The organism is Herpetosiphon sp. (assembly GCF_003512625.1).
Classification (GTDB): domain Bacteria; phylum Chloroflexota; class Chloroflexia; order Chloroflexales; family Herpetosiphonaceae; genus Herpetosiphon; species Herpetosiphon aurantiacus.
The window spans coordinates 40,011-55,933 of sequence record NZ_DOPT01000069.1; the positions used below are offsets into that span (position 1 = coordinate 40,011).

Below are 15,923 nucleotides of genomic sequence, written 5' to 3' on the forward strand. Positions count from 1 at the left end.
GAATTTAGCTAGGTTCTGCACATTCTAGCCATTCCCCACTAGCGGCAATGTGAGCCGCCCAACCGATGGTGGTGGAACTCGTATAAAGGAAGGAGCGGGCGAACGATGACGATCATGCTGCTCTCAGATCATCGCGCATTTCCTGCGCTACGTGATCAAGCCCTGCCAAGTTTAGGGATTTTCACGCTACATCCAACGTTCAATGTCGAACCAATTATGAATACTCCCAGCGTGCAACGGGTGCATGAAGCCCATAGCGGAGTACACGTAGTAATTAAGTCGTTTGAGCATAAAACGGGCTTAGATGGCCGGCGATTTTTGCCCACCTACTCACGCACGTTGTTGAACCGCGAAGCCACGACGCTGGCGCAATTGCATGCGCTGGGTTTTGCCCAAGCCCCCTATTTGGTGCCACGCCCACTGGCCACCGACCCTGAGCGCCTGCTGTTGATCACTGAGTGGCTGCCAGGCCAAAGTTGGGGTTCAATTCTCGAAACCACCCTGCAGACTCGCAATCTTGGCCCATTGATGGCCTATGTCAATACGATTACTGGCTGGTTGGCCACCTTGCACCGTCGAACTGCCACCACCGATAAAATTGATGTGACCAATGCTTGGGAATATTGGGAAAAATTGTTGCGCCAATTGCGTGAACAAGAATTGCTCAATCATGCAGCCTTGGCAAATTTACGCATGCTCCAAGTACATTGGGATGCCAGCGGTGTGCTGCATCAAGGCCTGCGTTCGATGATTCATGGCGATGCAACTCCGGCCAACATGCTCTTTACTGCTCCGGAGGAACTTGCATTAATCGATTGGGAGCGATCCCGCCACGATGATCCAGCGATTGATATTGGTTGTATGGTGGCTGAATTGAAGCATGCCTTCTTCAATGCTACGGGTGATCCAACCGCTGCCGAGTGGTTAATCCGCCGGGTTTATGATCGCTATAGCTTGTTGAGCGATTTTGATCAAGAGGAATTTGCCGCCTTTACCCAACGTGGCCAATTTTATATGGGCTGCTATTTGCTGCGGATCGCTCGCAACGAATGGTTTAGCTGGGAATATCGTCAACGGTTGGTCGCGGAGGCACAGGCATGCCTGGTCGTCCGCTAGTATTGTTTGATATTTATGGCACGCTGGTTGATGTGCATACCGACGAACATCAGCCAGCGTTGTGGCAACACTTGGCGCAGTGGTTGCGGTATCGTGGTTTGGCTTGTAGTGCTGATAGTTTACATAAGCGTTATTTTGCGGCGATGCAAGCCAATTTGCCAGCCCATGAAGCCTACCCCGAATGGCAAACTGAGGCGGTTTGGGCTGAGTTGCTCGCTGAATTTGGGCTTGATCCGGCTGAGGCGGTGAGTATCACTCAATTATTACGAGTGTTGAGCATTAAGCATCTACGACTTTTCCCCGATACCAAAGAGGCCTTGCGCATTCTACGCCAGCACTATTGCTTGGGCATTGTTTCTGATGCGCAGCGAGTGATTGCACTGGCTGAATTAGCTGAATTAGAAATTCTGGAATATTTCGACCCAATCGTTATTTCTTCGGATTATGCCTATCGTAAGCCCGACCCGCGTTTGTTTGCTCATGCCTTGGCTCAAGTCGAAACTCCGGCCAACCATCCTTGGTATATTGGCGATAATCTGTTTCGCGATGTGCAAGGTGCGCAGTTGGCAGGCTTACGGGCGGCCTGGGTCAAGCGACCGCAAGCCACCACCGAAGCCTCGCAGCATACCCCCGATTTGATTGTGCCTGATCTCATGACCTTTGCGCTGCATTTGATTGCGAACTTCTAGCTTACTTGAGCAAAGCACTGAGCCGTCGAATATCGCTCCAGTTGGTGCTGCTCTCAGGGTTGCCAATCGGCGTGTAGAGTGTATCGAGCGCAAAGACTTGCACCGAAAATTGTTGACCGCCCACCGTGATTCGTTTGCTTTCGCCGAGTGGCGAGCCAAGAAACCGCCCAGCCTTGGCCTCGTTCATTGCATATTGATGAAAAGCCCACTCTGGATGATAGGTTGCACCAACCGCCTCGAACGCTGCGACCATCAAGGCATCTTGTAATTCAGCCACGCTTGGACCTCCTGTTGAAACTACCACAGGCTGCGGATCTTCCGCCTGCCAACGAGTTACCAATCGCTCAACATGCTGGATATAGGCTTTTTCGTTGTTGCCATCGGATGAAGGGGCATAGACTGGAATCGCCGCATCGACCGTCGTTAGGCCACGTTCTTTGATATAGCGATTGAGAATTCGCTCACACCAATCGCGCAACCCATCCTGCCACGAACGAAAACAGACGAATTCGCCATGACCGCTAGCACTTTGCACGGTTCCGGCAGCTCGTTTGGGATCGTAAGGCGTGCGAACATTGCCCCAATTGAGGCTTTTGGTTGAAACACCATCAAGGCCAAATTGCGATTCGTGGGCGAAAAAACCGAGTGCCACTGCTGGATCTAAGCCATAGCCAACAATAATTTGGTAGCACTCATCGGCAAAAGGGGCGACGGGCGAGCGACCAAGCTCTGTGCCACGTTCGAGCACGCGCCGAAACTCTGCTTGCGAAATGCGTGGGGCGGTTTGAAAGGTTAAGGCCATCGTTGCAACCTCCGTTCAATCCAGACGCTTGGCGCTAGTATAGCTGCTGGTTGGGGCTTTGGCTAGAGGATCTAATCATTTGATGTTTTATAGATATGATTAATTAAATCGATGATAAATCCTAAAACTTTTAATACAATAATCATACCTATAATAATAGGTATTGCTTGCTTTTCGTATTGGGAAAAGGCGATAAAGATTGTTATAACGATTATAGATATAGATAAAAGCCAATGTATTTCGATTAAGTCACCTTTATCAGGTCGCGGCTTACTAGCCAGCCATTCATTAAGGATTTTTTGATTTATACTGATATTATCAGTATTTATTGATACATTGTACATACTTGTGTATTTTTTTTGTCGATTGATATAAAATTATCATAGATACGAAGGAAACACTTGTGTTCTGATCCTGTAAACGATTTTAAAGCTGATAATGAAGGATTTCCAATAGATGTATCTAATATGAATTTTTCATCTTCTTCTTTAAAGTAAAATCCTATTTTCTTTAATTCATCAATCATATTTCTAAAAATTCTTCGTAGATATTTATTGTTATCATTGCGAAATTGATAATAATAATCAAATTCAGATGTATAAGATCTTTGATAATTATCTAAATATAAATAATCAGTAAATAATGTGTAATTTGTGGTTCTGGTTGTTCTATCTTCAGTTATTTCAGCCATACAACTAAACGGAACATAAGGATCGAAATCTTGATATTGTTTATCACTTTTTAGATAGATTGATAACGTTCCAAAGACTTCAATATATTCATTGCTGTTTTGGTGGGTAATATAGTTATTATTAGTTTGATTGATGTTTCCGTTATTACCGATTGCGACGTTGCCGCCATTAATAGTGCTTCCATTAATAGTATTCGAGATTTGTGGATTGTTGGGATTCATGGGGAGCCTCCAACGGTTTAGTGAGCGTAGCGTTTTGTGACCTCACCCCCTAGCCCCCTCCTTACAAGGGTAGGTTTTAACAATTATTGTCAATCACCACCCTTCCGTCCCGCCTCAAGGCGGGAGACGCAGGGGGCTTTAATCCCCCTGCACCCCCTCACGGGCAATCAGAGCTGGCATCCATCCATCGATGAACCAGCCTATCCGTGGTTCGTAGCTGCAACCTACCCTTGTAAGTTAGCCCTTCTCCCGCCGAGCGAGCGAGGGGGAATCATCGTCGCATGAAGGTTGCAACACCCCTCGCCCAACGCTGTGGGAAAGGGGCTGGGGGTGAGGGATTGTCTTCATGGGTATCAGGCAATTACAGTATAACGGAGATAAACCAATTATCAAGCTTAAAAATATAAGGGATCGATAAACTTAAATGCTTATCAATCCCTTGCTGTTACTGTGGCGATAGTTACTCAGCGGTAATTTCGGCCAGCGCTACCCCGCCGCTGACTTGTTGGCCTTGGCGGTAGGGCAGTTTGGCAACAGTGCCAGCGTAGGGCGCGGTCACAGTGTGCTCCATCTTCATGGCTTCCATAATCAGCAATGGCTGGCCTGCACTAACATGCTCGCCTTCGGCTACTAGCAGTTTGATAATTGTGCCTGGCATGGGCGCTTCAAGGCTCGCATCGCCTTTGTGACCATTATTTTGGTCAAGGCTGGGGGCGGCAGCAGGCTGAATCTGATAGCCAACGCCTTGCCAAACGAGGCTATCCTGCTCAAGTTGGCATTGATAAATTCGATCGGCAACCCGCACAACCATGCGATTGAGATGGCGACGCAAAACCACAATCTCAAGTTGCTCGTCGTTGATCGTTACCAGCCATGCTTGAGGCGCTTGCGGCTGCGCCTTGATCGGCACGGTTTGATCGTTGCTTTGATAGCGTAGTTGATGCGGCATGTGGGCCGCCCGCCATGGCACATTCCAAGGGTCGCCAACTAATGCTGCATCAGGATCAGGCTCTAAATCAAACAACGCTCTGGCTGCCAAAGCCAAATTAGGTGGCAACTGACGATGTTGCAATTGCTCGCTAATTGCATAGGTTTGCAGAAAATCGGTGGTTGTGGCTCCGGCTTGGTAGGCTGGCGTGTTGATAATCGCTTGCAACAATGGGATGTTAGTGGTAACGCCAGCAACCTCGAAATGCTGCAAGGCATAGCGCAAACGGGCAATCGCTTGCTCACGCTGCTCGCCCCACACGATCAACTTGGCCAGCATCGGATCATAATTGATCGTGACATGATCGCCAACTGTGACCCCAGTATCCAGTCGAATGCCTGGGCCTTCGGGCGGCGTGTAGCTGCTGAGTTGGCCGATTGAGGGCAACATTTGCACGGGATCTTCCGCATACAAGCGCACTTCAATCGCATGGCCAGTTTGCTGAATATCTGCTTGAGCAAAGGGCAAACGCTGACCAGCGGCGATCGCAATTTGCAATTGCACCAAATCCAAGCCTGTCACCAACTCGGTCACGGGGTGCTCAACTTGCAAACGGGTATTCATTTCGAGGAAATAAAACTCGCCATTGGCATCGAGCATAAACTCTTGAGTGCCAGCATTGTAATAATTGACGGCTTGCGCCAAACGCACCGCCGCCGCGCCCATCGTAGCGCGTAATGCTGGAGTTAATGCAATTGAGGGCGATTCTTCAAGCACTTTTTGGTGGCGGCGTTGAATTGAACACTCGCGTTCGCCAAGATGCAGCATGGTGCCATGTTGATCGCCGAGGATTTGAAACTCAATATGGCGTGGGCGTTCAATCAGCTTTTCGAGCAAAACATGCTGATCGCCAAATGCGGCAAGGGCTTCGCGCTGCGCTGCTGCCAAGGCCGCTGAAAATTCAGCAAGCCGATGCACGCTGCGCATGCCTTTGCCGCCGCCACCAGCTGAAGCCTTGATCAGCAATGGAAAGCCAATTCGCTCGGCTTCGGCCAACAAGCGTTGTTCGCTTTGATCATCGCCGTTGTAGCCTGGCACGGTTGGCACGCCCACCGATTCGGCGAGGCGTTTGGCGGCGCTTTTCGAACCCATGGCCTCGATTGCTTCGGCGGGCGGGCCAATGAAGGCAATGCCTGCTGATTGGCAGGCACGGGCAAAATTGGCATTTTCTGAGAGAAAGCCATAGCCTGGGTGAATCGCCTGTGCTCCAGTTTGTTGGGCAGCGGCTAGCACTGCTTCGATATTCAAATACGATTGAGCGGCAGCAGCTGGGCCGATGCGAATCGCGCGATCAGCCTCGCGCACATGCAAGGCGCGTGCGTCGGCATCGGAATAAACCGCGATTGCTTCGATGCCCAATGAGCGACAAGCCCGAATTACCCGCACCGCAATTTCGCCCCGATTGGCAATTAACAAAGAGTCGAAGTAGGTCACCGTTGACACTCCGCACTAGCGATGCAGGCGAATGCTTGCATCATTTACGACAAATGCAGCCATTGATAGCGTTGATCAGTGGTTGCTACCATTATACAGCCTTGATGCTTGTGCGTTGTGCTGCCAACCTCGGTTAAAATAGGCTTGTTAATATTGAGGAAGTAGCATGACCGAACAATCGATTGATGAATTGTTGCGCTTAGCCAAAGCGGCGGCCAATCAAGGTAATACTGAACAATCGCGAAAATTGTTGAGCAACATTGTGCAACGCGACCCCAACCACGAGCAAGCATGGCTCTGGCTGAGCGGTGTGGTTGATTCTGCCGATAAAATGCGTTACTGCTTAGATCGGGTGCTGGCGATTAATCCAACCAATCAACTTGCACTTTCGGCCTTAGAAGATTTTGCTGAGCTGGCCGAGCAGCGCTTTCGCAATCAAACCCAGCCACTGGAAACGCCAACTCAGCCAATTCCCAGCCAAACCGAGCCACTGGAAACTCCAGCCGCCCCGAAACAACCAACCAAGCCGCGCCCGCGTGCTCGTAATGTGGCCATGCCGCGTCCACGCCCCGAATCGATGATCGAATCGGGGGCGGTGCAAGAGGTGTTGCAAGGCCATCAACGCACAACTTGGGGCTATATTGGACTTTGGTCGGGCTTAGTGGCAGTGCATATGTTGCTGTTGCGTGCACCCAATTTAGCGCAACAAAGCTTGGTGCAAGCGATGGGGGTGGTGCTGCAACTTGGGCTGATTATTGCCATTATTCAACTGCCAGCATGGTGGTTATTATTAAACAACCAAAGCCGGATTCAGCACGAAACCTTGGGGCGAACCACCTATTTGGCCTTGCTGAGCGCCATGCTTTGGCGCAGTAGTTTGTTGCTAATTGCAGGGATTGGGGTGGGTTTGCTCGGCGTTTGGTGGGGCGAGCCATGGCTGGCGGTTTTGCGCTTGGCCCAATTATTGATGGTTGCTTGGAGTGTGTTTAATTTGATGACCCAACTCCTGCGGCCTGCTATTCCAGGCTTAGAACTTGATCGGATGACGAGTGCCAAAATGACCCAAGCCAGCGTGATGTGGTTTTGTTTATGGGCTGCCAGTTTGGTTGCGGCATGGATTTGGTGAGTTAATAGCTGTTCATCATTTTATTACATCGCTGACCTAGTTTGTAACCAGGGGCCGTGCTACTATAAAACCGTTCAATACTGCTAGGAGGAACCAAATGTTCAAGCGAATGTGGAGCTTGATGCTCGTGTTAACAATGGTGTTAGCAGGTTGTGGTCAAGAAGATATCACGGCTGAAAACATCGTTACCAAAATTCGGGAAGGCCAAGCCAATACCAACAATGTTCATGCAATTATGCGCGTCGATTACACCTCGGATCAAGCAACCGGCTTTATCAAGGCCGAAGTTTGGTCGAGCAAAACTGGCAACAAAGATGCTGAAGGCAACGAAATCAAAGCCTTCCGCGCTAAAATTCTTGATGCCAACGATGCTAAGATGGTTGGCGCGGAAGTCGTGACTGATGGTACTCAAGGCTGGTTCTACGACCCCGCTGAAAATAAAGCCTATGTTGGCACTGCCGCTGAGTTGAGCGAATCGCAAATGGGCCAAGGCCAACAAGATCAAGAGCAAGGCCAAGGCGGTCGCGGTCGCATGGATCAAACCGAAATGCTCGGCCAATTGCAAGGTGTCGTTGAAAAAGGCTTGGATGCCTTAACAATCACAATTTTGGGCGAAGAAGAAGTTGCTGGTTTCAATACCTACAAAGTCAGCATTGCGCCAAAATCAGATGCCCAACAACAATTGCCAATCGATTTGTTGGTTGACATCAACGTTTGGTTGGAAGATACCAATTGGATGCCAGTCAAGTTTGTGCTTGATGCCAAAGATATGGGCAATGTCAGCTTTGCCGCTGAAACCCTTGAAGTCAATAAAGGCATCGATATGGCGATTTTCAGCGCTCAGCCACCAGCTAACGCCGAAATCGTCAAGATCGCCGATATGATCAAGGAAATGGAACAAGCTGCTCCAGCTACCGATTTGACCTTGGACGAAGCTAAGGCACAAGCAGGCTTCGAACTGTTGGCTCCCGGCGAAACCTTGGGCACAACCTTGAGCGATGTTCAATTGTTGACCCTTGCCAAAGCCACCACCGTAATTCAAACCTACGCTGGCGCTGATGTGGAATGGACCTTGGTTCAAGCCAAAGGCGATGATCCAGATGCTAAGATTCAACGTGGCGGCACTGAAGTAACCGTCCGTGGCGTTCAAGGCACCTTGATTGAAGGCCGTGGCAATGTTGGTGTGGTGTTGACTTGGCAAGAAGGCGATGTGACCTTCGTGATTACTGGCAACATCGATGGCGAACAAGCCACCAAGATTGCCGAAAGCCTCAAGTAACCTTCGATTACTCTAAAACTGAAGGCCTGCTCAACCAAGTGTTAGGCAGGCCTTTTTTGATCAATGGCTGAATTTGGTTAATCCTAACATACTATGCATACCAAATTAATTCAAAAGGCACAAGTCAAAAATCAAAATGGTTTCTTAGATTAAACCAAGAATGAACTATTTTGACTTTTGACTTGTGCTTTCTGCCTTGAACTACGCTTGGTACGTTCCGGCAGTTGTCGTGCCGCCTTTGCCTGTCCAGTTGGTATGGAAGAACTTGCCACGCTCAGCATCAATGCGCTCGTAGGTATGAGCACCGAAGTAATCGCGTTGAGCTTGTAACAGATTGGCTGGCAAATTGCCGGTGCGGTAACCATCAAAGAAGGCCAAAGCGCTCGATAAGGCTGGCACTGGAATGCCTGCGAGGACGGCGTGGGCAATCACTCGTCGCCAAGCGGCTTGCGATTGCTGTACTTCGTTGCTGAAATAGGGGTCGAGCAACAAGTTCACCAATTCGGGATTATTGCGATAGGCTTCCTCAATTTTGCCCAAGAAGGCCGAGCGAATGATACAGCCACCGCGCCACATCAAGGCAATCCCACCATAATTGAGATTCCAGCCTTGTTCCTTGGCAGCGGCTCGCATCAGCATATAGCCTTGCGTATATGAAACGATTTTGGCAGCATACAAGGCATCACGGAGATCGTTGACCAAGGCGGCCCGATCAACGTTTGGCTGATCGGCTGGCCCGCTGATCGCGCTGGCGGCGTGCACCCGTTCATCTTTGAGTGCCGACAAAAAGCGGCTAAACACGGCTTCGCCGATTAATGTCAGCGGAATGCCATTATCCAAAGCGGAAACGACCGTCCATTTGCCTGTACCTTTTTGGCCAGCGCTATCCAAAATCTTATCGACCAACGGTGCTCCATCGCTATCTCGGAAGGCCAGAATATCGCGGGTAATTTCGATCAGATATGAATCGAGTTTGCCCGCGTTCCATTCGCCAAACACGCTGCTCATCTCGTCGGCGCTCAAGCCCAACGAGCGCATGACATCGTAGGTTTCGCCGATCAATTGCATGTCGCCATATTCGATGCCGTTATGCACCATCTTGACGAAGTGGCCAGCGCCGCCCTCGCCAACCCAATCGCAACATGGCGAACCATCATCAACTTTGGCCGCGATGGCTTGGAAAATTGGCTGCACATGCGGCCATGCGGCGGGCGAACCACCAGGCATAATCGAAGGGCCATGGCGTGCACCTTCCTCGCCGCCCGAAACCCCTGTGCCGATGAACAACAAGCCTTTGGCTTCGAGATCAGCAGTTCGGCGATTGCTATCGGTAAACAGTGAATTACCACCATCAATGATAATATCGCCAGGTTCCAGCAAGGGCACTAATTGATCGATTGTGGCATCGACCGCACTGCCAGCCTGAATCATCAACATCACGCGGCGTGGGCGCTTGAGTTTGCCGACCAATTCTTCCAACGAATGCGCTCCGACAACATTGGTGCCTTGAGCCTCGTTAGCCAAAAATTGATCGACTTTGCTGGTGGTGCGATTATAGACAGCGACCACAAAACCGTGGTCGTTCATGTTCAAAACTAAGTTTTGGCCCATTACGGCCAACCCGATTAAGCCAATATCGGCTGTTGCGTCCATGGGTTCTAAGCCTCCGCACAAAGAATGGCCTTCGACTCTCTCGCTTAAGTATACCAGCCACAGCATTGGGGCGGAGTAACAGTTTAATGCTATTCTATATCAATATTGAGAATAGATAATGCCTCTGACTAACTTATTTTAAACTTATCCCAGCAAGATACCATCTTCCATCATCATTGACCCAGGTAAATGTATCGTAGGTATCTTTTAATGGAACTTGGAGAAATTTACCATTATGAAAAGTAAATACAAGATCTCCACTGATTAACTTGAGTGTAATCATCTCATTCGTTTGTGATTCTACCGTATACTGGGTTGGCGTAACATAGGCATCTTTGATATAAGGTAGAGCCGCCAGAAAGGCCTGTTGATCTACTCCATTATCGAAGCTATCAAGAACAGTTTGGTCTAACCGTCCAGTATTAGTACGGGCAGCCTCAATAAAATAGTTATTCAAATAAGGCTCAACAATGGCTTTCTGTTTGCTTTTATCATAAAAATCGGGATTAACGATTATCTTCATGGTATCACCAAGCATCGCTGTCGTGCGATCTTGGGCACTGACTTTGGGCGTTGGCGGTGGCTCTTTGCCAAAATTGACCATCAAGCCAATCCCTGCACAAACTACTATTAAGCCTAATGTTGCAAAAACTAGCCATTTCAAGAATTTGGCTGCGCCACTTGGCTCAACATATGGGTAGGTCACTTGACCATATTGTGGCTGGGCTTGGCCATAACTTGCTGCTGGCAAACTATAGGCTTGGTTGGGTTGTGGATAATTTGTTTGGTTATAGCTAGGCTGAATTGGCTGAACATAGCCAGTTGGGGTGGTGCCACCCACAGCCGTATTGCTCAATTCAACTAATGAGGCAGCTTGGCTCGAACCGAGTGGTCGAATGCCACTCGGTGCGTTGGTTGCTAATGGTGCTGTTGCGATCGGCCCACCAACTTGGGCGGTTAGTTCTGGCTCAGCTGATTTGCTGCCAAACCACGCCGATTTGGGTAATTCAAAGCTGGCGGCAGCAACTGGGGCTGGTGCATCAAGTTGGTTCAGGGCTTGTTTGGCTTGTGCATTGGTAGGATCGATGGCCAAAATTCGTTGAAAACAATCGCGTTTTTGCGCGGGAACTTCAACCAAATCGGCCAGTAAAAGCCATGTTTCAATGTGCTTGCTATCAAGTCGCAAGGCTTGTGAAGCGAACTGTTTGGCTTTGGCACGATCTCCTACACTCAAGGCTTGGCGAGCCTCGGCCAATAATGCGGCGATTTGCATTGTTCTTCCCTCATTGGTTTGGTACTTTAGTCAGTATTTTCCTAGTATAGCATTCTAGGTTTGATTAATGAAGCGACTTTTGATTGAATTTATGCCTAGCGTAGCCAATTAAATGCCCACCATGCTGCTCCAAGCCAAAGCCCAATAATCAAGCCTGCGCTGATATAACTAACTGGTTTAGCTTGGGCTGGAGTTTGCTGGGCCTTGATTGTATATTCTTGCCAAACAATGCTAGGAATGAGTTTGATGCTTAACATAATGCCAAGCGGCAGGGTCAAGAGATCATCTAAATATCCCAACACCGGAATAAAATCGGGAATTAGATCGATTGGGCTGAACGCATAGCCCAAGGTGCACATTGCTAGGGCTTTGGCATACCACGGCACACGCGGATCACGCCATGCCAACAATAGTACCCGTAGTTGTTGTTTGAGCTGGCGAGCCAATTGTTGCCAACGGGCAAGTTGCTGCCGCATTATTGGGCATCCTCAGGGTTTACATTCAGCAAATTAAGGTAAATTTGCTCGTCGAGCCGTGCCTGACGTAACTGATCGCCCCAGAGAATTGGCTGAATACCGCGCCAACGTTCTTGCAAAAAGTGCTCAATTGCCTCGATACTTTGTTGTTGATCGGCAACTTGGGCTTCGTAAGCAAGAGCGGCGGTGCGCATCGTGCAAAAACCACCTTGGCACGGCCCCATGCCGATGCGCGTGTCGCGGCGCAAATCGTCGATACTGGTTGCGCCTGCTTGCCATGCATCGAGCAAACGTTGGCGGGTAACCAATTCGCATTCACAAATTAAATCACCATAGCTTTGTTCGGCCTCAATTGTTGCCAATGGTGCACCAACCGTAAATAAACGACGTTGATCGGGCGCTGGAATGGCTTCCTCAGCGGTGCGACAGGCGCTGGTGTTTTGCACATATTTGGCAACCAGATCGACTGTACGTTCGGCCATCATGCGATAGGTTGTGTATTTGCCGCCTACAATTGAAACAATGCCGTCTAACCCATCGCGTTGGGCATGATCAAGCACTTTAAAATCGCGGCTAAGATCGCGATCTTCGGTGGTGGCTTGCTCGCGATAGAGTGGGCGCACGCCAGCCCATGCTCGCAGCATGCGGGCTTGAGACAAACCAGGAATTAGAATCTCACCTTCATCCAAAACTGTGGCAATTTCATGGGCCAACATCGAACGATCATCGGGGTCGGGCACACTTTCATCGGTGGTTCCAGCCACGCAAACCGTGCGCACAGGCACGATAATATCGCCATCACCTGGCTGCTTGCAGCGATTGATCACGCTATTAACCAAGCGATGATTAAAGGCCACCATCACACCTTTGCCCGCCACAATATCAACGGCGATTCCAGCCATGGCGGCGATCCGGCCAGCCCACGCTCCAGCAGCATTGACTACGTAGTGGCAGGCGAGATTAAATTCCTCGCCAGTCAGGGTATTGCGCAAGCGAGCGCCAACGACTGTGCCAGCCTCAACGATTAAATTGATCACTTCGTGATAGAGTAAGGTCTGCCCGCCATACTCACGAGCCGAACGTACATTGGCTTCAACTGTCAAAAAGGCATCAGCCGAACCATCGGCAACCTCGAAGGCATGCGAAATGCCGCGATTGAGCGCTGGCTCACGTTGCAAAAGGCTGCTAACCCGCACTTGTTGGGCTGGCACGCCTGCCGCAAAGCACAAACCTAAAAATTCTTCGGCGTAGCGTTTGGGATCTTGGGGCGTGGACACAAAGTAGCCGCTGGTATCCTCGATGCAATGCGGAATGATGCGGCGCAAAATCTGATTTTCAATTGCACAATCGCGGGCTGCTTCGCGGTCGCGGCCAATGTAGCGTGCGCCAGAATGCAGCAAGCCGTGGTAGCGGCCAGTTGTGCCATCGGCCAGATCGCGGCGCTCGACCAAAACGCAACTCAAGCCGCGCATCGCCAAATCGCGCAAAACTCCCGTGCCCGTTGCGCCACCACCAATTACCAAAACATCAATCGAATCAAGCATCGCCAAACATCCTTATGCCAGATTAAACAACCCGAAGATCGCACTGTTTAGCTAAATCTTCGGGTTATGGTGCTTATTTGGGTATTAATTTACCAGCGGCCAATTTGTGGGCCAGCGGGAAACATTGCGCCGACCGAAATCCCAGTGTGGATACGCTGAATGACCTCGCCCAAGAGCGGAGCAACTGACTTGACCACCAAGGCTGGCCAGCGTTTTTCCGGTGGCAAGGTGATCGTATCTGTGGTGACAAAGCGCTCGATTGGGCTGCGCTTGATCCGCTCAACTGAATCGCCGTAGAGCAAAGGATGGATACAGCAAGCGCGAACCGAGCGTGCGCCGCGTTCCATCAACAACTCGGAAACCCGCACCATGGTATGGCCAGTTGCAACTTCATCATCGACGATTACACAATCGTGATCAGCCACATCGCCCAAAATTGCCAAATGACCAACCGTGCCATCGTGGTGATTGATTCGACGTTTTTCGACCAAGGCCAAGGGCATATTGACAGCTTCGGCGAAGTTACGGGCTTTTTTGGCAAAACCCAAGCCAGGTGAGACGATGATGCCATTTTCCAAGCCCCACGATTTGACCTCGTTGGTCAGCAGGTGCATGGTGCTCATTTCATCGACGGGGACGCTAAAAAAGCCTTGAACTTGACCAGCATGCAAATCGAGGGTCAGCACCCGTTGAGCTCCAGCAGCGACGATCAGGTCGGCCAGCAAACGGGCAGTAATTGGCACGCGTGGTTGGTCTTTTTTATCGGTGCGGCTATAGGCGAGGTAAGGAATCACAGCGGTAATGCGACCAGCCGAAGCCCGTTTGAAGGCATCGAGCATAATCAACATTTCCATAATCAAATGGTTAAGCGGAGCACCTAATGATTGCACCACGAACACATCTTGTTCGCGGACGCTTTCTTCGATTTTGACAAAAATATTTTCATTCGGAAACGTATGGATACTCAGTTCACCGTGGCGAATGCCAATGTACGAGCTGATCGCCTGCGCTAGGGTTGGGTTGCCCGTTCCACTAAAAATGCGCATTTCATCAAAACGGCTCACGCGGTGTTCTCCTTATGCTTGCAATATGCGGCTGGTTGGCTGCGTTGCCAACCAGCATCTCGCGGCGAATGGCTATAACGTGATAGCTTGTTCAAATTCAGCAGCCTCGGCATGCGGGCCGATGATTGCTAAGTATAAGTTATCTGGGCGAATTAGGCGTTGAGCCACGCGCTGAATATCTTCGAGCGTGACCGCTTCGATCCAAGCCACAATTTGCTCAACCGGAATCACCTCGCCGTAGCGCAGTTCGTGGCGAGCATTGCGATTGGCCACCGACCAAGTATCTTCCAGCCCAAGCAGCATTCCGCCCTTAACTTGCTCCTTGATGCGGTGTAACTCGGCGGCAGTCACCCCATGATCGCGCAATTTGCGCAGTTCTTCGATAATTGCGGCAATTGCATCGACTGCCTTGCTGACTTCAACCCCGCCATACACAATCCATTTGCCAGCGTCATCGTATTCGGCGGTGTAGGAGCCGACGCTATAGGCCAAGCCGCGTTCTTCGCGAATTTCTTGGAACAAGCGCGAAGACATACCGCCACCAAGGATGCTATCGAGCACGCTGAGCGCCCAGCGATCGCTATCGCCATAGCCAAACGATTTGAGGCCCAACACAAAATTGGTTTGTTCGGTTGGTTTATTTAAAAGATGCACAACTGGAGCTGTGCCAAAACTATTGGTGGTAATTGGTTTGGGCACGTCAAGCACCCGATAATGGCTAAATAAGCTCGTCAGACGATCAACAATTTCGGTGCTATTAAAGTTGCCAGCCAACGAAATGACCGTATTACCTGCAACATAATGCTGATCGCGGTAATTCAACAAATCTTCGCGGCTAAAGGCTCCAACACTTTCGAGCGTGCCAGCGATATCACGGCCAAGTGGCTGATCGCCCCACATTAATTCGTCGAGCAATTGATGCACCCATTGAGCGGGTACATCGAGCGACATTTTAATTTCTTCTTGAATCACGCCGCGTTCTTTTTCAATTTCTTTAGGGTCGAATAGGGCAGCGTTGAGCATATCAGTTAACACATCGATGCCGCGTTCGGTATGAATATTGGCAACTTTACAATAATAACAGGTTGTATCATACGAGGTAGTAGCGTTGATATAGCCACCAATGCCCTCAATTGCCTCGCTAAGGTCTTTGGCAGTGGGGTATTTGGCAGTACCCTTAAAAAACATATGCTCCAAAAAATGTGAAATTCCCGTCAGGCGAGCATTTTCATAGCGCGAGCCAACTTGGGTAAAAATACCCATCGAAACTGAATGGGTATGGGGCATTTCATCGGTATAAATTCGCAGGCCATTTGGTAAGACAACTTTTACAGGGGCCATGGTACACTCCTAAAACCTGATTAAATCATCACATTTCGCAATGGTTTAGGTTAATCATAACACGGCATTTTGTGCCAAGGAACAGCTATTTTGGTGGGTTGGTCTAGGGGTTGCTGGTAATGATTGATCGGATTGGTAATGGATGGAATCCTTTAACCTTAGGTCTTACAAGGGTTGGTTGTTGGTTTTCACTCTGCATTAATATCACCACCCTTCCGTCCCGCC

The 15,923-nt window shown here is 49.8% G+C and carries 13 protein-coding genes; 4 read left to right on the forward strand and 9 right to left on the reverse strand.

Features of this window, described 5'->3' with window-relative positions; translation table 11 throughout:
- Positions 1 to 105 precede the first annotated feature (105 nt).
- A complete protein-coding gene (locus DEF47_RS15135) occupies positions 106 to 1,116 on the forward strand; it encodes an aminoglycoside phosphotransferase family protein (protein ID WP_012190172.1) in 1,011 nt (336 codons plus the stop codon).
- A complete protein-coding gene (locus DEF47_RS15140; RefSeq protein ID WP_012190171.1) occupies positions 1,098 to 1,805 on the forward strand; it encodes an HAD family hydrolase in 708 nt (235 codons plus the stop codon). The genes DEF47_RS15135 and DEF47_RS15140 overlap by 19 nt, the downstream gene beginning before the upstream one ends.
- A 1-nt stretch (position 1,806) precedes the next feature.
- On the opposite strand, the gene DEF47_RS15145 is transcribed toward DEF47_RS15140, so the two are convergent.
- The 3 genes from DEF47_RS15145 to DEF47_RS15155 form a co-directional block, all read right to left on the reverse strand.
- On the reverse strand, positions 1,807 to 2,607 hold the full coding sequence (locus DEF47_RS15145) for a glucosaminidase domain-containing protein (protein WP_012190170.1): 801 nt from the start codon (positions 2,605 to 2,607) through the stop codon (positions 1,807 to 1,809).
- Positions 2,608 to 2,932: 325 nt separating this feature from the next.
- Positions 2,933 to 3,520 carry a hypothetical protein gene (locus tag DEF47_RS15150; RefSeq protein WP_012190169.1) on the reverse strand — a complete coding sequence of 196 codons (588 nt, stop codon included), beginning with the start codon at positions 3,518 to 3,520 and terminating at the stop codon, positions 2,933 to 2,935.
- Between the two features lie 460 nt (positions 3,521 to 3,980).
- On the reverse strand, positions 3,981 to 5,942 hold the full coding sequence (locus tag DEF47_RS15155) for an acetyl-CoA carboxylase biotin carboxylase subunit (RefSeq protein ID WP_012190168.1): 1,962 nt from the start codon (positions 5,940 to 5,942) through the stop codon (positions 3,981 to 3,983).
- A 166-nt stretch (positions 5,943 to 6,108) separates the two neighbouring features.
- Here DEF47_RS15155 and DEF47_RS15160 point away from each other — a divergent pair, with 166 nt between their 5' ends.
- On the forward strand, positions 6,109 to 7,068 hold the full coding sequence (locus tag DEF47_RS15160) for a tetratricopeptide repeat protein (RefSeq protein WP_012190167.1): 960 nt from the start codon (positions 6,109 to 6,111) through the stop codon (positions 7,066 to 7,068).
- 97 nt (positions 7,069 to 7,165) lie between these two features.
- Positions 7,166 to 8,347, forward strand: a complete 1,182-nt coding sequence (locus tag DEF47_RS15165) for an outer membrane lipoprotein-sorting protein (RefSeq protein WP_041304508.1) — start codon at positions 7,166 to 7,168, stop codon at positions 8,345 to 8,347.
- A 201-nt stretch (positions 8,348 to 8,548) separates the two neighbouring features.
- Here the strand turns inward: DEF47_RS15165 and gnd are convergent, their stop codons facing one another.
- From gnd to DEF47_RS15195, 6 genes are all read right to left on the reverse strand, one after another.
- Complete coding sequence (gnd, locus tag DEF47_RS15170; RefSeq protein ID WP_012190165.1) at positions 8,549 to 10,000, reverse strand: decarboxylating NADP(+)-dependent phosphogluconate dehydrogenase; 1,452 nt, start codon at positions 9,998 to 10,000, stop codon at positions 8,549 to 8,551.
- Between the two features lie 133 nt (positions 10,001 to 10,133).
- On the reverse strand, positions 10,134 to 11,273 hold the full coding sequence (locus tag DEF47_RS15175) for a tetratricopeptide repeat protein (RefSeq protein WP_012190164.1): 1,140 nt from the start codon (positions 11,271 to 11,273) through the stop codon (positions 10,134 to 10,136).
- A gap of 95 nt (positions 11,274 to 11,368) precedes the next feature.
- Complete coding sequence (locus tag DEF47_RS15180) at positions 11,369 to 11,749, reverse strand: YkvA family protein (protein ID WP_012190163.1); 381 nt, start codon at positions 11,747 to 11,749, stop codon at positions 11,369 to 11,371.
- Complete coding sequence (gene glpA, locus DEF47_RS15185; RefSeq protein WP_012190162.1) at positions 11,749 to 13,293, reverse strand: anaerobic glycerol-3-phosphate dehydrogenase subunit GlpA; 1,545 nt, start codon at positions 13,291 to 13,293, stop codon at positions 11,749 to 11,751. The genes DEF47_RS15180 and glpA overlap by 1 nt, the downstream gene beginning before the upstream one ends.
- A gap of 89 nt (positions 13,294 to 13,382) precedes the next feature.
- A complete protein-coding gene (locus DEF47_RS15190; protein WP_012190161.1) occupies positions 13,383 to 14,357 on the reverse strand; it encodes a ribose-phosphate diphosphokinase in 975 nt (324 codons plus the stop codon).
- A gap of 72 nt (positions 14,358 to 14,429) precedes the next feature.
- Positions 14,430 to 15,698 carry a M16 family metallopeptidase gene (locus DEF47_RS15195; RefSeq protein ID WP_012190160.1) on the reverse strand — a complete coding sequence of 423 codons (1,269 nt, stop codon included), beginning with the start codon at positions 15,696 to 15,698 and terminating at the stop codon, positions 14,430 to 14,432.
- Positions 15,699 to 15,923: the final 225 nt, after the last annotated feature.

Excerpts from the sequence above, each read along its gene's own strand:
- DEF47_RS15135 (WP_012190172.1), top strand. The coding sequence starts at position 106 with ATGACGATCATGCTGCTCTCAGATCATCGCGCATTTCCTGCGCTACGT.
- DEF47_RS15140 (WP_012190171.1), top strand. The coding sequence starts at position 1,098 with ATGCCTGGTCGTCCGCTAGTATTGTTTGATATTTATGGCACGCTGGTT.
- DEF47_RS15145 (WP_012190170.1), bottom strand. The coding sequence starts at position 2,607 with ATGGCCTTAACCTTTCAAACCGCCCCACGCATTTCGCAAGCAGAGTTT.
- DEF47_RS15150 (WP_012190169.1), bottom strand. The coding sequence starts at position 3,520 with ATGAATCCCAACAATCCACAAATCTCGAATACTATTAATGGAAGCACT.
- DEF47_RS15160 (WP_012190167.1), top strand. The coding sequence starts at position 6,109 with ATGACCGAACAATCGATTGATGAATTGTTGCGCTTAGCCAAAGCGGCG.
- DEF47_RS15165 (WP_041304508.1), top strand. The coding sequence starts at position 7,166 with ATGTTCAAGCGAATGTGGAGCTTGATGCTCGTGTTAACAATGGTGTTA.
- gnd (WP_012190165.1), bottom strand. The coding sequence starts at position 10,000 with ATGGACGCAACAGCCGATATTGGCTTAATCGGGTTGGCCGTAATGGGC.
- DEF47_RS15175 (WP_012190164.1), bottom strand. The coding sequence starts at position 11,273 with ATGCAAATCGCCGCATTATTGGCCGAGGCTCGCCAAGCCTTGAGTGTA.
- DEF47_RS15180 (WP_012190163.1), bottom strand. The coding sequence starts at position 11,749 with ATGCGGCAGCAACTTGCCCGTTGGCAACAATTGGCTCGCCAGCTCAAA.
- glpA (WP_012190162.1), bottom strand. The coding sequence starts at position 13,293 with ATGCTTGATTCGATTGATGTTTTGGTAATTGGTGGTGGCGCAACGGGC.
- DEF47_RS15195 (WP_012190160.1), bottom strand. The coding sequence starts at position 15,698 with ATGGCCCCTGTAAAAGTTGTCTTACCAAATGGCCTGCGAATTTATACC.